This is a genomic window from Pseudomonas sp. BN417 (assembly GCF_029871205.1).
Taxonomy (GTDB): Bacteria; Pseudomonadota; Gammaproteobacteria; order Pseudomonadales; family Pseudomonadaceae; genus Metapseudomonas.
The window spans coordinates 24793-39904 of the sequence record NZ_SSOJ01000116.1 but is presented as its reverse complement, the minus strand read 5'-3'; the positions used below and the strand labels follow the sequence as shown (position 1 = coordinate 39904).

15 protein-coding genes are annotated in these 15112 nt (G+C 65.3%); 6 read left to right on the top strand and 9 right to left on the bottom strand.

Annotated elements, in window-relative coordinates:
• Positions 1-19 precede the first annotated feature (19 nt).
• From E8F11_RS14850 to E8F11_RS14830, 5 genes are all read right to left on the bottom strand, one after another.
• Positions 20-991, bottom strand: coding sequence for an IS110 family transposase (locus tag E8F11_RS14850; protein ID WP_280287409.1), 972 nt, complete (start codon positions 989-991; stop codon positions 20-22).
• Between the two features lie 462 nt (positions 992-1453).
• A complete protein-coding gene (locus E8F11_RS14845; protein WP_280289593.1) occupies positions 1454-2185 on the bottom strand; it encodes a proteasome-type protease in 732 nt (243 codons plus the stop codon).
• Between the two features lie 116 nt (positions 2186-2301).
• The gene (locus E8F11_RS14840) at positions 2302-3096 is read right to left on the bottom strand and encodes a transglutaminase family protein (RefSeq protein WP_280289592.1); all 795 of its coding nucleotides are present in this window, start codon (positions 3094-3096) and stop codon (positions 2302-2304) included.
• Entirely contained in the window at positions 3093-4043 is a 951-nt protein-coding gene (locus tag E8F11_RS14835; RefSeq protein WP_280289591.1) for an alpha-E domain-containing protein, read from the bottom strand. Before E8F11_RS14835 ends, E8F11_RS14840 begins: the two co-directional genes overlap by 4 nt.
• Positions 4044-4045: 2 nt before the next feature.
• Complete coding sequence (locus E8F11_RS14830; RefSeq protein WP_280289590.1) at positions 4046-5455, bottom strand: circularly permuted type 2 ATP-grasp protein; 1410 nt, start codon at positions 5453-5455, stop codon at positions 4046-4048.
• Positions 5456-5899: 444 nt separating this feature from the next.
• Between E8F11_RS14830 and E8F11_RS14825 the strand changes: the two genes are divergently transcribed.
• The 6 genes from E8F11_RS14825 to E8F11_RS14800 all read left to right on the top strand — a co-directional run bounded on the left by E8F11_RS14825 (position 5900) and on the right by E8F11_RS14800 (position 12474).
• Positions 5900-6451: a peroxiredoxin gene (locus E8F11_RS14825; RefSeq protein ID WP_280289589.1), complete on the top strand. Its 552-nt coding sequence runs from the start codon at positions 5900-5902 to the stop codon at positions 6449-6451.
• 328 nt (positions 6452-6779) lie between these two features.
• Complete coding sequence (ydcS, locus tag E8F11_RS14820) at positions 6780-7931, top strand: putative ABC transporter substrate-binding protein YdcS (protein ID WP_280289588.1); 1152 nt, start codon at positions 6780-6782, stop codon at positions 7929-7931.
• Between the two features lie 200 nt (positions 7932-8131).
• On the top strand, positions 8132-9142 hold the full coding sequence (locus tag E8F11_RS14815; RefSeq protein ID WP_280289587.1) for an ABC transporter ATP-binding protein: 1011 nt from the start codon (positions 8132-8134) through the stop codon (positions 9140-9142).
• Positions 9143-9145: 3 nt separating this feature from the next.
• A complete protein-coding gene (locus E8F11_RS14810) occupies positions 9146-10084 on the top strand; it encodes an ABC transporter permease (RefSeq protein WP_280289586.1) in 939 nt (312 codons plus the stop codon).
• Positions 10074-10880: an ABC transporter permease gene (locus E8F11_RS14805; protein WP_280289585.1), complete on the top strand. Its 807-nt coding sequence runs from the start codon at positions 10074-10076 to the stop codon at positions 10878-10880. The genes E8F11_RS14810 and E8F11_RS14805 overlap by 11 nt, the downstream gene beginning before the upstream one ends.
• A 169-nt stretch (positions 10881-11049) precedes the next feature.
• Positions 11050-12474 carry a gamma-aminobutyraldehyde dehydrogenase gene (locus tag E8F11_RS14800; RefSeq protein WP_280289584.1) on the top strand — a complete coding sequence of 475 codons (1425 nt, stop codon included), beginning with the start codon at positions 11050-11052 and terminating at the stop codon, positions 12472-12474.
• A gap of 133 nt (positions 12475-12607) precedes the next feature.
• Here E8F11_RS14800 and E8F11_RS14795 read toward each other — a convergent pair whose 3' ends face one another.
• The 4 genes from E8F11_RS14795 to E8F11_RS14780 form a co-directional block, all read right to left on the bottom strand.
• Positions 12608-13315 (bottom strand): type 1 glutamine amidotransferase, encoded by a 708-nt coding sequence (locus E8F11_RS14795; RefSeq protein ID WP_280289583.1) that lies wholly within the window; start codon positions 13313-13315, stop codon positions 12608-12610.
• A 172-nt stretch (positions 13316-13487) separates the two neighbouring features.
• Positions 13488-13829, bottom strand: a complete 342-nt coding sequence (locus E8F11_RS14790; RefSeq protein WP_280289582.1) for a ribonuclease E inhibitor RraB — start codon at positions 13827-13829, stop codon at positions 13488-13490.
• Between the two features lie 174 nt (positions 13830-14003).
• A complete protein-coding gene (locus E8F11_RS14785; protein WP_280289581.1) occupies positions 14004-14252 on the bottom strand; it encodes a hypothetical protein in 249 nt (82 codons plus the stop codon).
• 97 nt (positions 14253-14349) lie between these two features.
• Positions 14350-15111: an SDR family oxidoreductase gene (locus E8F11_RS14780; RefSeq protein WP_280289580.1), complete on the bottom strand. Its 762-nt coding sequence runs from the start codon at positions 15109-15111 to the stop codon at positions 14350-14352.
• Position 15112: the final 1 nt, after the last annotated feature.

Genomic DNA, 15112 nt, shown 5'->3' with positions numbered 1-15112 from the left:
GTAGATACCGTCTTGGAACCTAGTGCGCAAGGGCCAGTTTTGCATCGAAAGGCTGGCCCGATTTCAGGACGCCATAAGCGATGTGCAGCAGCTTGCGCATCGCGGCGCAGACGATCTGCTTCCCGGCCTTGCCTCGACTTCGCAGGCGTTGTCCCAGCGCTTTGATCGCCGGGTTGTGGGTCAGCGCAACGATGGCCGGCATGTAGAGACCCGCGCGGAGTCGGCTGGAGCCCATCCGGGAAATGCAGGCGTAGGCCTTTTGGGTGCCGGACTCCCGCAGCTGCGGATTCAGCCCGGCAAACGCCGTGATGGCCCGGGCATTCTTGAATTGCAGCGGGTCTCCCAGCTCGGCCAGAAGCAGGGCCGCAGTCTTGTCCGCGACGCCGTCGATACTGGTCAGCAAGTCGCGCTTACCCCGTAAATCGGGATCGTCGTCAATGTGCGCCTGAATCGCCTTCAAGGTTTCGGCGATCTGCTGTTCGATGTGTTGCAGCACCGAACGAATCGAGTCCTGCACACTGACATCGGCGACGTCCAAGCGATTGCGCTCCATCTGGGCAATCTCCTGGAGGTCCTGCAGGCGCCGTACCAGGGCCCGCAGGCGGCGGATGGCCGGCGGTTCGGGCCGCCAGGCACGCAACTCGTCCACGTGCCGGGCGCCATAGTCGGCAATCAGCTTGGCATCGACCTGGTCCGTCTTCACCCGTTGCAGTTGGCTGCGGGCATAGAGGGCAATCTGCGCCGGATTGGTCACGCAAACCCGGTAGCCCAAGCCATGGAAGTATTCGGCCAGCGCCTCGTGGTAGGTCCCCGTGGCCTCCATCACGATCCAGGCCCCTGGTTCGCTGTATTTGAGCAGCCACTCCTGCAGTACCTGAAAACCCGCCGCGCTATTGGCCAGCTTGGCTTTGGTGCGGTACTTGCCGTTGGCCTGCTGGGTGGCGATATCGAAACTGTGCTTGGCAATGTCAATGCCAACGATGCCGGACATGCGAACTCCTCAATCTCTCCAGAAGGATCATCACTGCACTCGGCACGACCTTGTGAATGCGAGCTCTCACCTGAGGTGGGCTCTGGATACCGTTCGAGCTATTCGAGTGAGTGTGGAGGGCAGGAGCACTATCTACGTTGCTGGCTCGAGGCCTTAGGGTGGAAACGGCTTCCTGACCCTCCCCCGATGATCAGTCGGGAACTATCGCCCCATCACAGAGCGATAGTCGAGATACAAGGGTGGAAATCCACGAAGCGGATCTCCACCATCGGAGCCCGTTTGAGCCTCGATTGGTGGACATGAAGAGCGATGTCCACCCTACAAACTGGGCACCCTCGTAGGTTGCGGCTGAGCTATGCGAAGCCCAACATCTCCCGGCCTCGGCCCCGCACGTTGGGCTTCGCTGCGCTCTGCCCAACCTACGCAGGCGTGCTTCTTGTGGGGAGCGAATTCATTCGCCCATCACACGTTGTACTCCACCGGCGGCGGCGGCAGTTCGCCAATCAGCTCCTGCAGCCCCTCGGCCCAGCGGCGGCGGATGTCGGCGAAGTACTTGTCCTCCTCGGTCACCCGGTAGCCGGCCGGGATGATCAGGCTGTCGCGGTGGTAGACCAACAGGTCCAGCGGCATGCCCACAGACAGATTGCTGCGGATGGTGGAGTCGAAGGACACCAGTGCGCAGCGCAGGCCCTCCTCCAGGTTGGTGTCGAACTCCAGGTTGCGGTCGAGGATGGGCTTGCCGTACTTGCTCTCCCCCAGCTGCAGGAAGGGCGTGTCTTCGGTGGCCTGGATGAAGTTGCCCTGCGGATAGATGCTGTAGAGGTCCGGCGGGTTGCCCGCGATCTGCCCGCCCACCAGCATGGAGCAGGTCAGGTCGGTGTTGCCGGCCAGTGTCACGCCGTCGCGGGCGATGACCTCGCGAATGGTTTCCGCCACCAGGGCCGTGGCGTCGTAGAGGGTGGGCACAGTGTGCAGGTTGGGTCCCGGGCCGTTCAGGCGTTGCTTGAGCAGGTTCACCACCGATTGCGAGGTGGCCAGGTTGCCCGCGCTCTGCAGCACGATCAGTCGCTCGCCGGTGACGCCGAAGGTGTAGAGCTTGCGGAAGGTAGCGATATGGTCGATCCCCGCGTTGGTCCGCGAGTCGGAAACGAACACCAGGCCCTCGGCCAGATGCATGGCGACGCAGTAAGTCATGCAGATTCTCCTTGTTGTGACTCCCCACGCCTGGTGTCCGGCCGCCGGGCCCGTCCGCAGGAACGGGCATGGGCAGTAAGCAGCGGCCGGCGCCGCGGGGAACCTGGCTGTTCGCTTTACTGCTCCTGGACCAGCAGCGGCGGCGCGTCGACCTTGGCGTGCATCTGCTCGCCGCCGCCGCCCCGGCGCATGCCGCGCACCGGGCAGGCGTCCAGGTAGTCCAGGCCCACCGCCAGTTTCAGGTGGCGCTCGGGCCGGGCCAGGTTGTTGGTCACATCGAAGCTGTACCAGGCATCCCCCAGCCAGGCCTCGGCCCATGCGTGGCTGGCCAGGTTCTGGTCGTTGCCCTGGTACAGGTAGCCGGATACGAAGCGCGCCGGGATACCCAGGCTGCGGGCGCAGGCGAGGAAGGCGTGGGCGTGGTCCTGGCAGACCCCGGCGCGGCCGGCGAAGGCTTCGGCGGCGGTGCTGTCGACACCGGTCACACCCTTCTTGAAGGGCATTTGCTCATGCAGGGCTTCCATCAGGTCGATCAGGCCATTGCGGTCGCGGCGGTTGCCGCACTGGAGCGCGGCGAATTCGCGCAGGGCCTCGTCGGCGGTGGTCAGGCGTGTGAAGCGCAGAAAGGGAAAGGCCGACTGCTTGTCGTGCTCGGCCTCGCGCTGCTCGTCGATCTCCACCTGGCCGCGGGCGCTGATGACGATGGCCTCGTGGGGCTCGTCCAGGGTCAGTACATGGAAGATATTGCCGAAGGGGTCGATCTGCGCCCGCACCGGGCGCGGCAGGGTCAGCTGCCAGCTGAGCACGCGCTGTCGTTCGCTTTCCTGGGGCGTCAGGCGCAGGTACTGGATGCTGGCACGGACCTGGTCGTCATAGCGGTAGGTGGTGTCGTGGCGGATGGAGAGTTTCATACGGCCTCCAGATACGAGCTGTGGATGGCCCGGGCCAGTTGGCGGACCAACAGGATGAAGTCGGTGAGCCAGGTGTGCAGGCCCCCCTCGAGAATCTCGTTGATGGCGGTGTAGCGCAGGCGCGCGTCCAGCTCGGCGGCCAGGCGCTGGGCGGGCCGGCCGTTGTCGCCTGGCAGGCCGGAGAGGATGAGGTTGAGCTCTTCCATGCAGGCGCGCAGCGAGCGCGGCACGTCGGCGCGCAGCAGCAGCAGTTCGGAAACCTGGCGGGCATCGGGGGAGCCGCGGTACACCTCCGTGTAGGCCTCGTAGGACGACAGGGCGCGGAGCAAGGCGCTCCACTGGTAGTAGCCGCGGGCGGAGCTATCGCTGACCTCCTCGGACTCTTCGCCGAACATTTCGTAGCGCGAGTCCAGCAGTCGCAGGGTGTTGTCCGCACGTTCGATGAAGGTGCCCAGGCGAATGAAGCAGTAGGCCTCGCCACGCATGATGGTGCCGTAGGTAGCACCACGGAACAGGTGCGAGCGCTCCTTCACCCACTCGCAGAAACGGCTGATGCCGTAGCGGCCAAGCCCCTCGTTGGAAATGCTCAGCATCTCCAGCCAGGTGGCGTTGATATTCTCCCAGATATCCGCGGTGATCCGTCCGCGCACTGCGTGGGCGTTGATCCGCGCTGCACGCAGGCAACTGAAGATGCTGGCCTGGTTGTCGGCATCAAGGGCGAAGAAATGCAGCATGCGCGCAGCGTTCAGTTCACCGTGACGTTCCTGGTAAAGCTCCAGGGTGCCGGTGCTGAGCAGGGACATGGCCAGCTCATCCAGGCCATCTCCCCGACCGTCCTGTGGCATCAGCGACAGCGAGTAACTGACGTCGAGCATGCGCGCGAGGTTCTCCGCGCGCTCCAGGTAGCGGGACATCCAGTAGAGTTCGGAGGCAGTTCTACTCAGCATGATCAGTCCTCCACCACCCAGGTGTCCTTGGTGCCGCCGCCCTGGGATGAATTCACCACCAGCGAGCCCTCGCGCAGCGCCACGCGGGTCAGGCCGCCGGGCACCAGGCGGGTCTCCCGGCCGGAGAGCACGAAGGGCCGCAGGTCGATGTGGCGCGGTGCGATGCCCTGCTCGACGAAGGTCGGGCAGGTGGACAGGCAGAGGGTCGGCTGGGCGATATAGGCCTCGGGGCGCGCCTTGAGGCGCTCGCGGAAGCTCTCGATCTCCGCGGCGCTGGCCGCCGGGCCCACCAGCATGCCGTAGCCGCCGGAGCCCTGGGTTTCCTTGACCACCAGCTCGGGCAGCTTGGCCAGCACATGGGACAGGTCCTCGGGCTTGCGGCATTGCCAGGTCGGTACGTTCTTCAGGATGGGTTCCTCGGCCAGGTAGAAGCGGATCATCTCGCCGACATAGGGGTAGATGGACTTGTCGTCCGCCACCCCGGTGCCGATGGCATTGGCCAGCACCACGTTGCCGGAGCGGTAGGCGGCCAGCAGGCCGGGTACGCCGAGCATGGATTCGGGGTTGAAGGCCAACGGATCGAGGAAGGCGTCATCCAGCCGGCGGTAGATCACATCCACCGGCTGCGGACCTGCGGTGGTGCGCATGAACACGCGGTCGTCGCGGACGAAGAGGTCGGCCCCTTCCACCAGCTCCACGCCCATCTCCCGGGCGAGGAAGGCGTGCTCGAAGTAGGCGCTGTTGAAGCGCCCCGGTGTCAGCACCACCACGCTGGGGTTTTCCAGGGGGCTCGAGCTCTTCAGGGTGTCCAGCAGCAGGCTCGGGTAGTGGTCGATGGGGGCGATGCGCTGGGCCGCGAAGAGTTCGGGGAACAGCCGCATCATCATCTTGCGGTCTTCCAGCATGTAGCTGACGCCGCTGGGGGTACGCAGGTTGTCCTCCAGCACGTAGTAGGTGCCATCGCCATCGCGGACCAGGTCGACCCCGGCGATATGGGCGTAGATATCGCGGTGCAGGTCGAGGCCCTGCATGGCGATCTGGTAACCCTCGTTGGCCAGGATCTGTTCGGCGGGAATGATCCCGGCCTTGATGATCCGCTGCTCATGGTAGAGGTCGGCGAGGAACAGGTTCAGCGCCTTGACGCGCTGGATGCAGCCCTTCTCCACCACCCGCCATTCGCTCATGGGAATGGATCGGGGAATGGTGTCGAAAGGGATCAGGCGCTCGGTCCCCTGCTCGTCGCCGTAGAGGGTGAAGGTGATACCGGCGCGGTGGAACAGCAGGTCGGCATCGCGGCGTCGCTGCGCCAGCAATTCCGGCGGCGTTTCAGCCAGCCAGCGTGCGAACTCCCGGTAGTGCGGACGGCATTCGCCACTCGCGTCATACATCTCGTCATAAAAAGTGCGGGACATGCCTAACTCCTTGTCGCCACGGGCTAATGCGCAGTCGCAAGCCCCGTGCCATCGCAACAACTGTTTGCTTTTCAACAACTTGCAGCTCACGCGCAGTCGTCACGCCCCAGACTGGTGCAACTCATGGAGAGGAACAGCCAGCCCCGCCCTGTTTGGCGGCGGTTAAGGGTTTGACGGATTGCAACGGCGAGGTGTTCCACGGGCCAGTGCCCGCAAGCACCGCCATCCCTGGAACTGACAGTCTAGACCGGCCTAACGCAGCCCCTAGGGCTGGATTGTTCTATCCATATGTTGCGATTTGGAATTTAGACTATAGCGATCCGACCTATGGCCATGTATCGCGCACTGCCGGGAAGATGGTCGGGTCGTGTTTCACCGCCTTCGGCGGCCCTCCATACTTGCCTCATTGATGTGCCTGCGTCTGCCCCACGAGGGATTTCCGCCATGCTCACCATCGGAGACAAGCTGCCGGCGTTCGACCTGCTGGCAGTGGACCACGACTCGGAACGTGCCCCCGGCCCGGACACGGCTTTCAAGCGGCTCAACCAGGACAGCTACCCCGGCAAATGGAAGGTGCTGTTCTTCTGGCCCAAGGACTTCACCTTCGTCTGCCCTACCGAGATCAAGGGTTATGGCGACCTGCTGGAGGCGTTCGGCGACCGCGACACCCAACTGATCGGCGCCTCCACCGACAGCGAGTTCGCCCACCTCGCCTGGCGTCGCGACCACCAGGACCTCAAGGGGCAGAGCTTCCCCTGGCTGGCCGACATCAAGCACGAACTGGCGGGGGCGCTGGGCATACTCGACCGCAACGAAGGCGTGGCCCTGCGCGCCACCTTCATCGTCGACCCGGACAACCGCATCCGCCACATCTCGGTCAACGACCTCTCCGTGGGCCGCAACCCGCAGGAAACCCTGCGCCTGCTCGACGCTCTGCAGACCGACGAACTCTGCCCCTGTAACTGGCAAAAGGGCGAGGCCACCATCCGTTTCTGAGCGTGCACGGAGTCCGCTCTATTGTGGGGGCGAATTCATTCGCTGACCGGACCGCAGGTTCGGCCTTCGGTGATGCAGGGGGCGCTTCACGCCCCTTGGCGCATGAATTCGCCCCTACAGGAAAAACGCCCATTTCCCCACCGCCCAGTCGGGCAAAAAACCCACTGGCAGACCGCCACCCGAGCCCTTCCTTGTCAGCCCCAAAGCCCCGAACTACGCTGCTCAATGCAAGCAGCCGCCGTGTTTTTCGGCGTGCTTTCAGCGCACCGCCAACGGCATGCAGTTCCGCCGAACAGGCTCCGCACGTCATGTACAACAGGAGTCGACAATGCCTTCGCTCAAACCCGCGTTCCTCTCGTTCGCCGTCAGTTGCGCCTGCCTCATCGCCTCTGCCCAGGCCGCCGAACCGCTGAAACAGCTCGGCAAGACCGAAGGCGCCCTGGACATCATTGCCTGGCCCGGCTACATCGAGCGCGGCGAATCGGACAAGAACTACGACTGGGTCACCCAGTTCGAGAAAGACACCGGCTGCAAGGTCAACGTGAAGACCGCCGCCACCTCCGACGAGATGGTCAGCCTGATGGCCAAGGGCGGCTACGACCTGGTCACCGCCTCGGGCGACGCCTCCCTGCGCCTGATCTTTGGCAAGCGCGTGCAGCCGATCAATATTGCGCTGATCCCCAACTGGAAGAACCTCGACGAACGCATCCAGGACGCCCCCTGGCACACGGTGAACGGTCAGCACTTCGGCACACCCTACCAATGGGGCCCGAACCTGCTGATGTACAACACCACGCTGTTCAAGGAGGCGCCCAGCAGCTGGGCCGTGGTCTTCGAGCCCCAGAACCTGGCCGACGGCAAGAGCAACAAGGGCCGCGTGCAGGCCTATGACGGCCCTATCTACATCGCCGACGCCGCCCTTTACCTGAAGTCGGCCAGGCCGGACCTGGGCATCCAGGACCCCTACCAGCTCACCGAGCCCCAGTACGCCGCAGCCCTCGACCTGTTGCGCAAGCAGCACGCCCTGGTGCACCGCTACTGGCACGATGCGACCGTGCAGATGAGCGACTTCAAGAACGAGGGCGTGGCCGCCTCCAGTACCTGGGGTTACATGGCCAATACCCTGAAGGCCGAAAAGCAGCCGGTGGAAACCGTGTTCCCGATAGAAGGGGTCACGGGCTGGGCCGACACCACCATGCTGCACGTGGACGCCAAGCACCCGAACTGCGCCTACAAGTGGATGAACTGGTCCCTGGAGCCCAAGCTGCAAGGTGACCTGGCCGCCTGGTTCGGTTCCCTGCCAGTGGTCGCCAAGGGCTGCACCAGCAGCGAACTCCTGGGCTCCGGCGGCTGCGCCACCAACGGCTACGACCAGTTCGACAAGATCGCCTTCTGGAAAACCCCGGAGGCTCAAGGCGGGAAATTCGTGCCGTACAGCCGGTGGACCCAGGATTACATCTCGATCATGGGCGGGCGCTGATATCTCCCCTCTCCCTTTGGGAGAGGGGCCGGGGGAGAGGGTTGCCCAGCCCCGCGCGCTGTTGCCCTCTCCCCAACCCTCTCCCGCAAGCGGGAGAGGGGGCTGGTCCGAATCACCCTGAACCGCCGAGCGGCTGAGGTTTCCCTCACCCCACCCCTCTCCCGAAGGGAGAGGGCTCAAAGCCCTCCGGAGCCCCGCCCATGACCACAGCCGTCCAGTTCACCGATGTCTGCCGCCACTACGGCGAGGTCAAGGCGGTCGACCGGGTATCCATTGAAATCCGCGACGGCGAGTTCTTCTCCATGCTCGGCCCATCCGGCTCTGGCAAGACCACCTGCCTGCGCCTGATCGCCGGCTTCGAGCAACCCACCTCCGGCTCCATCCGCATCCATGGCGCGGAGGCCGCCGGTTTGCCGCCCTACGAGCGCGACGTCAACACCGTGTTCCAGGACTACGCGCTGTTCCCGCACATGAACGTGCGCGACAACGTCGCCTACGGCCTGAAGGTGAAAGGCGTGGCCAAGGCCGAGCGCCTGGGCCGTGCCGAGGAGGCCCTCGGGATGGTCGCCCTGCCCGGCTATGGCGACCGGAAACCCGCGCAGCTCTCCGGCGGGCAGCGCCAGCGCGTGGCCCTGGCCCGTGCCCTGATCAACCGCCCGCGCGTGCTGCTGCTGGACGAGCCGCTGGGCGCGCTGGACCTCAAGCTGCGCGAGCAGATGCAGGTGGAGCTGAAGAAGCTCCAGCGCCAACTGGGCATCACCTTCATCTTCGTCACCCACGACCAGGGCGAGGCGCTGTCGATGTCCGACCGGGTGGCCGTGTTCAACAAGGGTCGCATCGAGCAGGTCGACAGTCCGCAAAACCTCTACCGCCAGCCGCGTACCCGCTTCGTCGCCGAGTTCGTCGGCACCGCCAATGTCCTGCATGGCGACCTGGCCCAGCGCCTCACCGGCAGTGTCGGCGCCTTCTCGCTGCGCCCCGAGCATGTGCGCTTCGGCAGCGCGGCCAATGGCGAGCTGCAGGTCAACGCCACGGTGCACGACGTGCAATACCTCGGCGCCAGCAGCCGCTACGAGCTCACCCTGGACGGCGGAGGGCGCCTGGCGATCAGCCTGCCCAACGGCGAAGAGCAGGACAAGGCGCGCCCACAACCCGGCCAGCAGGTGCAGGCCTGCTGGGCACGCAGCGCGATGGTCGCGCTCAGCGAGTAGGCCATGAACGCCGTCATCGCCAGCCACCGGAGCGGACCGCTGCGCGGGCTCTCCAGCCTGCTTTACCGCCGTTCCACCCTCTACCTGCTGCTGCTCCTGACGCCGCCCCTGCTCTGGTTCGGCGTGGTCTACGTAGGCTCGCTATTCGTCCTGCTCTGGCAGAGCTTCTACACCTTCGACGACTTCACCATGGCGGTGACGCCAGCCCTGACCCTGGCCAACTACGCCGCCCTGTTCAACCCGGCCAACTACGACATCATCCTGCGCACCCTGACCATGGCGATCGCCGTGAGCCTGGCCAGCGCCGTGCTGGCCTTCCCCATCGCGTACTACATGGCGCGCTTTGCCTCCCCTCGGGAGAAGGCCTTTTTCTATATCGCCGTGATGCTGCCCATGTGGGCCAGCTACATCGTCAAGGCCTACGCCTGGACGGTGATTCTGGCCAAGGGCGGGATCTTCTACTGGTTGATCCAGCAACTGCACCTCGAGGGTCTTCTGGGCAGCCTGCTGACCTTGCCGGGCCTGGGCGGCAACACCCTGTCCACCTCGCACCTGGGGCGCTTCCTGGTCTTCACCTACATCTGGCTACCCTTCATGATCCTGCCTATCCAGGCCTCCCTGGAGCGCCTGCCGCCCTCGCTGCTGCAGGCCTCGGCCGACCTTGGCGCCAGGCCTCGGCAGACCTTCGCCCAGGTCATCCTGCCGCTGGCCTTCCCCGGTGTGGTGGCCGGTTCGATCTTCACCTTCAGCCTGACCCTGGGCGACTTCATCATCCCGCAGCTGGTGGGCCCCAGCGGCCTGTTCATCGGCACCATGGTCTACGTGCAGCAAGGCTCGGTGGGCAATATCCCGCTGGCGGCGGCCTTCACCCTGGTACCCATCGTGCTGATCGCCATCTACCTGTCCATCGCCAAACGGCTGGGGGCCTTCGATGCACTCTGAGCGAGCGTCCTGGGGGCTGCGGTTGGCGGCCTGGGGCGGGCTGGTGTTCCTGCACTTCCCGATCCTGGTGATCCTGCTCTACGCCTTCAACACCGAGGAGTCGGCCTACAGCTTCCCGCTGCAGGGTTTCACCCTGGAATGGTTCGCCGTTGTCGGCGGGCGAGAGGACGTGCTGCAGGCCATCATCCTGTCCGTCAAGGTCGCCTGCCTGGCCACCGCGCTGGCCATGGTGCTCGGCACCCTGGCCGCGGCCGCGCTCTATCGCCGCGACTTCTTCGGCAAGGAGAGCATCACCCTGATGCTAATCCTGCCCATCGCCCTGCCCGGGATCATCACCGGCATCGCCCTGCTTTCGGCGTTCAAGACCCTGGGGATCGAGCCCGGCATCTTCACCATAGTGGTGGGCCATGCGACCTTCTGCGTGGTGATCGTCTACAACAACGTGATCGCCCGCTTCCGCCGCACTTCCCACAGCCTGATCGAAGCCTCCATGGACCTGGGCGCCGACGGCTGGCAGACGTTCCGCTACATCATCCTGCCGAACATCGCCACCGCCCTGCTGGCCGGCGGGATGCTCGCCTTCGCGCTGTCCTTCGACGAGATCATCGTCACCACCTTCACCGCCGGCCACGAACAGACCCTGCCCCTCTGGCTGCTCAGCCAGCTCAGCCGCCCCCGCGACGTGCCGGTGACCAACGTCGTGGCGCTGCTGGTGATGCTCGTCACCATGCTGCCCATCCTCGGCGCCTATTACCTGACGCGCGGGACCGAGACGGTGGCGGGAGGTGGGAAGTGATATTCCCCCACTGCAGAACCCACCCCCTCTCCCTTCCAGGGAGAGGGCCGGGGAGAGGGTGACGAGGCTCGGCTTGACCACGCAGCACAGCCCCACTCCGCCACCCTCACCCTAACCCTCTCCCGCAAGCGGGAGAGGGAATCAACGGCATTCAAGCGAGGACCGATCCATGCAAACCAGACTCCTGATCAATGGCCAGCTGATCCCTGGCGAGGGCGAGGCGCTGGACGTGCTCAACCCGGCCACGGGTGCGGTACTGGAGAAAATTCCCGAAGCCAGCGAGGCCCAGGTGGACGCCGCCGTGCGCGCCGCCCATGCCGCCTTCGAAGGCTGGGCCCGGACCTCCCCGAGGGACCGCGCCACCCTGCTGCTGAAACTGGCGGACAAGATCGAAGGCCACGCTGAAGAGCTGGCCAAACTCGAATCGGACAACTGCGGCAAGCCCTATGCCGCCGCGCTGAACGACGAGCTGCCGGCCATCGCCGACGTGTTCCGCTTCTTCGCCGGCGCCAGCCGCTGCCTCACCGGTGCGGCGGCCGGGGAATACCTCCCGGGCTTCACCTCGATGATCCGCCGCGACCCGATTGGGGTGATCGCCTCCATCGCGCCCTGGAACTACCCCTTGATGATGGCCGCCTGGAAACTCGGCCCGGCGCTCGCCGCCGGCAACACCGTGGTGCTCAAGCCCTCCGAGCAGACCCCGCTGACCGCCCTGCGCCTGGCCGACTTCATCAACGAGCTGTTGCCACCGGGAGTGGTCAATATCGTCCTCGGCCGCGGCCCGACCGTGGGCAGCCCGCTGGTGTCGCACCCGCTGGTGCGCATGGTCTCCCTCACCGGCTCGGTGGGCACCGGCAAGGCCATCATCCGCAGCGCCGCCGAGAGCGTGAAACGCACCCATATGGAGCTGGGCGGCAAGGCGCCGGTGCTGGTATTCGATGACGCCGACATCGCCGACGTGGTGGCCGGGATCCGCACCTTCGGTTTCTACAACGCCGGGCAGGACTGCACCGCCGCCTGCCGCATCTACGCCGGCAAGAAGATCTACGACAACTTCGTGGCCGACCTGGCCACTGCGGTGTCCAGCCTCAAGACCGGCCTGCAGAACGACCCGGCGACCGAACTCGGCCCGCTGATCACCCAGAGCCAGCGCGAGCGGGTGGCCGGCTTCGTCGACCGTGCCCGCGCGGAGTCGCACATCCAGATCGCCACCGGCGGCAAGGCGGTAGCCGGCAGTGGCTTCTTCTACGAGCCCACGGTCGTGGCCCATGCGAAACAGGATGACGAGATCGTGCAGCGTGAAGTCTTCGGCCCGGTGGTCACGGTCACGCCTTTCAGCGACGTGGACGAAGCGGTGCGCTGGGCCAACGACTCCGACTACGGCCTGGCCTCATCGGTCTGGACCCGCGACATAGGCCGCGCCGCCGCCGTGGCCTCGCGCCTGCAATACGGCTGTACCTGGATCAACACCCACTTCATGCTCACCAACGAAATGCCCCACGGCGGCTTCAAGCAGTCCGGCTATGGCAAGGACCTGTCCATGTACGGCCTGGAGGACTACACGGTGGTGCGGCATGTGATGATCCGGCACTGAACCCTACACAAGCCTCAGGGGGCCTTGTGGGGGCGAATTCATTCGCTGAGGGCAGCGCAGCTGCCCCCTTGTAACCTCGATGGCCGAACCTTCGGTCCGGTTAGCGAATGAATTCGCCCCCACAGGAAAAGCATCAGGAAAACGCCAGGTCCAACCAGCGCCGGTAAAAACCTTCCGCCACCTGGTTCAAGACCGCCACCTTGGCAGGCAGGTCGTCGAGCATGCGTGCCCTGGCCTGCTGGCTGGGCTGGGTTTCATCCAGCAGGTGGGCCCAGTCGGTCAGCCAGAGGCGCACCAGGTCCTCGGTCATCTCCGGGTGGCCCTGCAGGGCCAGCAGCCGGTCGCCCAATGAGAAGCCCTGGTTGGGGCACCAGGGGCTGTCCATCAGCCACTGGGCGCCATCGGGCAGGTCGAAGGTGTCGCTGTGCCACTGATAAATGGAGAACTCGCTCGGCAGGTGCTCCAGCCAGGGGTTGTCGCTAGCCTGGGCGCGTTTTTCCAGCGGCTGCCAGCCGATCTCGGTATAGGGCATGCGGTGCACCGAGGCGCCCAGGGCGCGGGCCAGCAACTGGCCTCCCAGGCAATGGCCGATCATGGGCACATCGCGCGCGATAAAGTGCCGCAGTGCGTCGATCTCCGCCCCGATCCAGGGCAACGGGTCGTTGACGCTCATGGGCCCGCCCATGATGGCCACGGCCTTGGGCCGGTCCAGGTCATAGCCCTCCAGCTCGCCCTGGTCGGCGCGCAGCACGGTGAAGTCGCGCTGCTCGCGATCCAGCACGGCGGCGAGGTAGCCGGGCGGGCAGAAATCCGCGTGGGTCAATATCAGGATGTCGGTCATGGGTTCCCCTCCGTTGGCGGAGTCTGAGGCAAAGGCCATGCCGAGGTCGAGTAAAGGAAGTCTATGTTTCTGCGTCGGCTCTGCGAGCCAGAGGGGGGAAGGAGAAAGCAGCCGGGAATTTGTCCGGAATGCCCGGTTCGCGGCGGGCCGGCCGCCACGAACCGGGGTTGCTTCAAGGCTGAGTGACGGCGACTTCCTGAGTCACGCCCCAACCGTCGAGCACGCCGCCCAGGGGAACCACCAGGGCCTCCAGGTCGTGCTCGAAATCACCGATTCCAGAATGAGTGGCATACATGACCTTGCTCACCTGCAGGTGCCAGGCCCCATCGGCGCGAACCGATACCTGGGCATTCAAGGACTCGCCACGGAAGTTTTTCGCTGCCATTCGCGCCCGGTCCTCATCGGGGAAAATGGCGTAGAACTCAATCGGATGGACACGGGCAAAATCGAACCCGCCCTCTTTCATGCGGCGCAGGAGATTGCTGCTGACATCATCGTGGAAGGCTGTGCTCATGAAACGACCTCCTCTTAGCGATGGATGATTTTTTCCGCTTGTTCCGCTTTGTTCCGCTTTCCGAGAAGCCGGGGGGTCCGGCTTCGCGACACCATGCAGTGCCGCCCCCGAGCCAGCCCTGAAGACACACAGCGCCAGACTCTGACCGGGCCCCGCGCGGACCCGGCCACTGATTCACTCGTAGAGTGATCGTGCAGCTTTCATTCTGCAGGGTAGCGCCAGAGCGGCAGGTCTGCCGACCGGTTGGACAAATTGACGCAAAAGTGGCGACAGGCGGCGTTCGTGCCTGATCCGCCAGTAAATTGGCCTTTTGCTCGACAAAACCGCCAGGGCGATGGACAGCACCAGCTTGCCGACGGCGATATTGCCGCCGACCAGTAGCCGGGACAGCGCGAGACAAGCATAGGCGAAGAGCGGGGTCATGCGAGCATCCTTGCTGGGTGACGGCTGCGGCCACGCCCAGGTTGTGCCACGTAGTAGCGCCCGCCCCTACATCAAGCTCCCCCCATCCGGGAGACGGCTAAACTCCGCTGAGAGCCTTCATGATCCCCCGGCTCACCCAGGCCGGCGACACCTGCCCGGACCAGTACATCAGCCGGAACAGCCAGCTCACCGGCCGGTGCACTGCCGCGCCCTGCGCCTGCTGCCAGGCGGCCCGGGCTATGTCCTCAGCGTCCAGATTCACCCCGAGGCGGCGCAGCACCGGCGGTTCGAAGCATTGGCTGCTGACCATGGGCGTACGCACGAAGGGCGGCATCAGGTCGCCGACGCGGATGCCATGGCCGCGCCACTCCAGTTCCAGGGCCTCGGTGAAGCCGCGCACGGCGAACTTGGAGGCCGAATAGCTGGCCATGTGCGGCGTGCCATACAGGCCGGATGCCGACCCCATGTTGATGACCTGGGCGCCACGGGTGGCCTTGAGGTAGGCAAAAGCGGCGTGGGTCACCTGCACCAGCCCCAGCACATTGATGTTCAGGATGCGCGCATGCTCGGCCATCCCGATCTCCTCGAAATGGCCGAAACGCAGTACGCCCGCGCAATTGAACAGCAGCCGCAGCTGGCCGCCGTGTCGGCCGCAGAAGTCCGCCAGGGCGGCTTCGACGGCGGCGAGATCGGTGACGTCCAGCGCACGGTGCCACACGCCGCCCAAGGCGGCGGCCTGGGTCGCGAGCGCTTCAGGGTTGAGGTCGATCAGACCCACCTGCCAGCCGCGCTCATGGAACAACCGGGCGGTGGCCGCGCCGATGCCGGAGGCGGCGCCGGTAATCAGGATGTTGTCCATC

What these genes read in the sequence shown, in the direction of transcription:
- E8F11_RS14785 (WP_280289581.1), bottom strand. Translation starts at nt 14,252, where the DNA reads ATGACCCCGCTCTTCGCCTATGCTTGTCTCGCGCTGTCCCGGCTACTG.
- E8F11_RS14850 (WP_280287409.1), bottom strand. Translation starts at nt 991, where the DNA reads ATGTCCGGCATCGTTGGCATTGACATTGCCAAGCACAGTTTCGATATC.
- ydcS (WP_280289588.1), top strand. Translation starts at nt 6,780, where the DNA reads ATGCCTTCGCTCAAACCCGCGTTCCTCTCGTTCGCCGTCAGTTGCGCC.
- E8F11_RS14795 (WP_280289583.1), bottom strand. Translation starts at nt 13,315, where the DNA reads ATGACCGACATCCTGATATTGACCCACGCGGATTTCTGCCCGCCCGGC.
- E8F11_RS14845 (WP_280289593.1), bottom strand. Translation starts at nt 2,185, where the DNA reads ATGACTTACTGCGTCGCCATGCATCTGGCCGAGGGCCTGGTGTTCGTT.
- E8F11_RS14835 (WP_280289591.1), bottom strand. Translation starts at nt 4,043, where the DNA reads ATGCTGAGTAGAACTGCCTCCGAACTCTACTGGATGTCCCGCTACCTG.
- E8F11_RS14810 (WP_280289586.1), top strand. Translation starts at nt 9,146, where the DNA reads ATGAACGCCGTCATCGCCAGCCACCGGAGCGGACCGCTGCGCGGGCTC.
- E8F11_RS14780 (WP_280289580.1), bottom strand. Translation starts at nt 15,111, where the DNA reads ATGGACAACATCCTGATTACCGGCGCCGCCTCCGGCATCGGCGCGGCC.
- E8F11_RS14790 (WP_280289582.1), bottom strand. Translation starts at nt 13,829, where the DNA reads ATGAGCACAGCCTTCCACGATGATGTCAGCAGCAATCTCCTGCGCCGC.
- E8F11_RS14805 (WP_280289585.1), top strand. Translation starts at nt 10,074, where the DNA reads ATGCACTCTGAGCGAGCGTCCTGGGGGCTGCGGTTGGCGGCCTGGGGC.
- E8F11_RS14800 (WP_280289584.1), top strand. Translation starts at nt 11,050, where the DNA reads ATGCAAACCAGACTCCTGATCAATGGCCAGCTGATCCCTGGCGAGGGC.
- E8F11_RS14840 (WP_280289592.1), bottom strand. Translation starts at nt 3,096, where the DNA reads ATGAAACTCTCCATCCGCCACGACACCACCTACCGCTATGACGACCAG.
- E8F11_RS14825 (WP_280289589.1), top strand. Translation starts at nt 5,900, where the DNA reads ATGCTCACCATCGGAGACAAGCTGCCGGCGTTCGACCTGCTGGCAGTG.
- E8F11_RS14830 (WP_280289590.1), bottom strand. Translation starts at nt 5,455, where the DNA reads ATGTCCCGCACTTTTTATGACGAGATGTATGACGCGAGTGGCGAATGC.
- E8F11_RS14815 (WP_280289587.1), top strand. Translation starts at nt 8,132, where the DNA reads ATGACCACAGCCGTCCAGTTCACCGATGTCTGCCGCCACTACGGCGAG.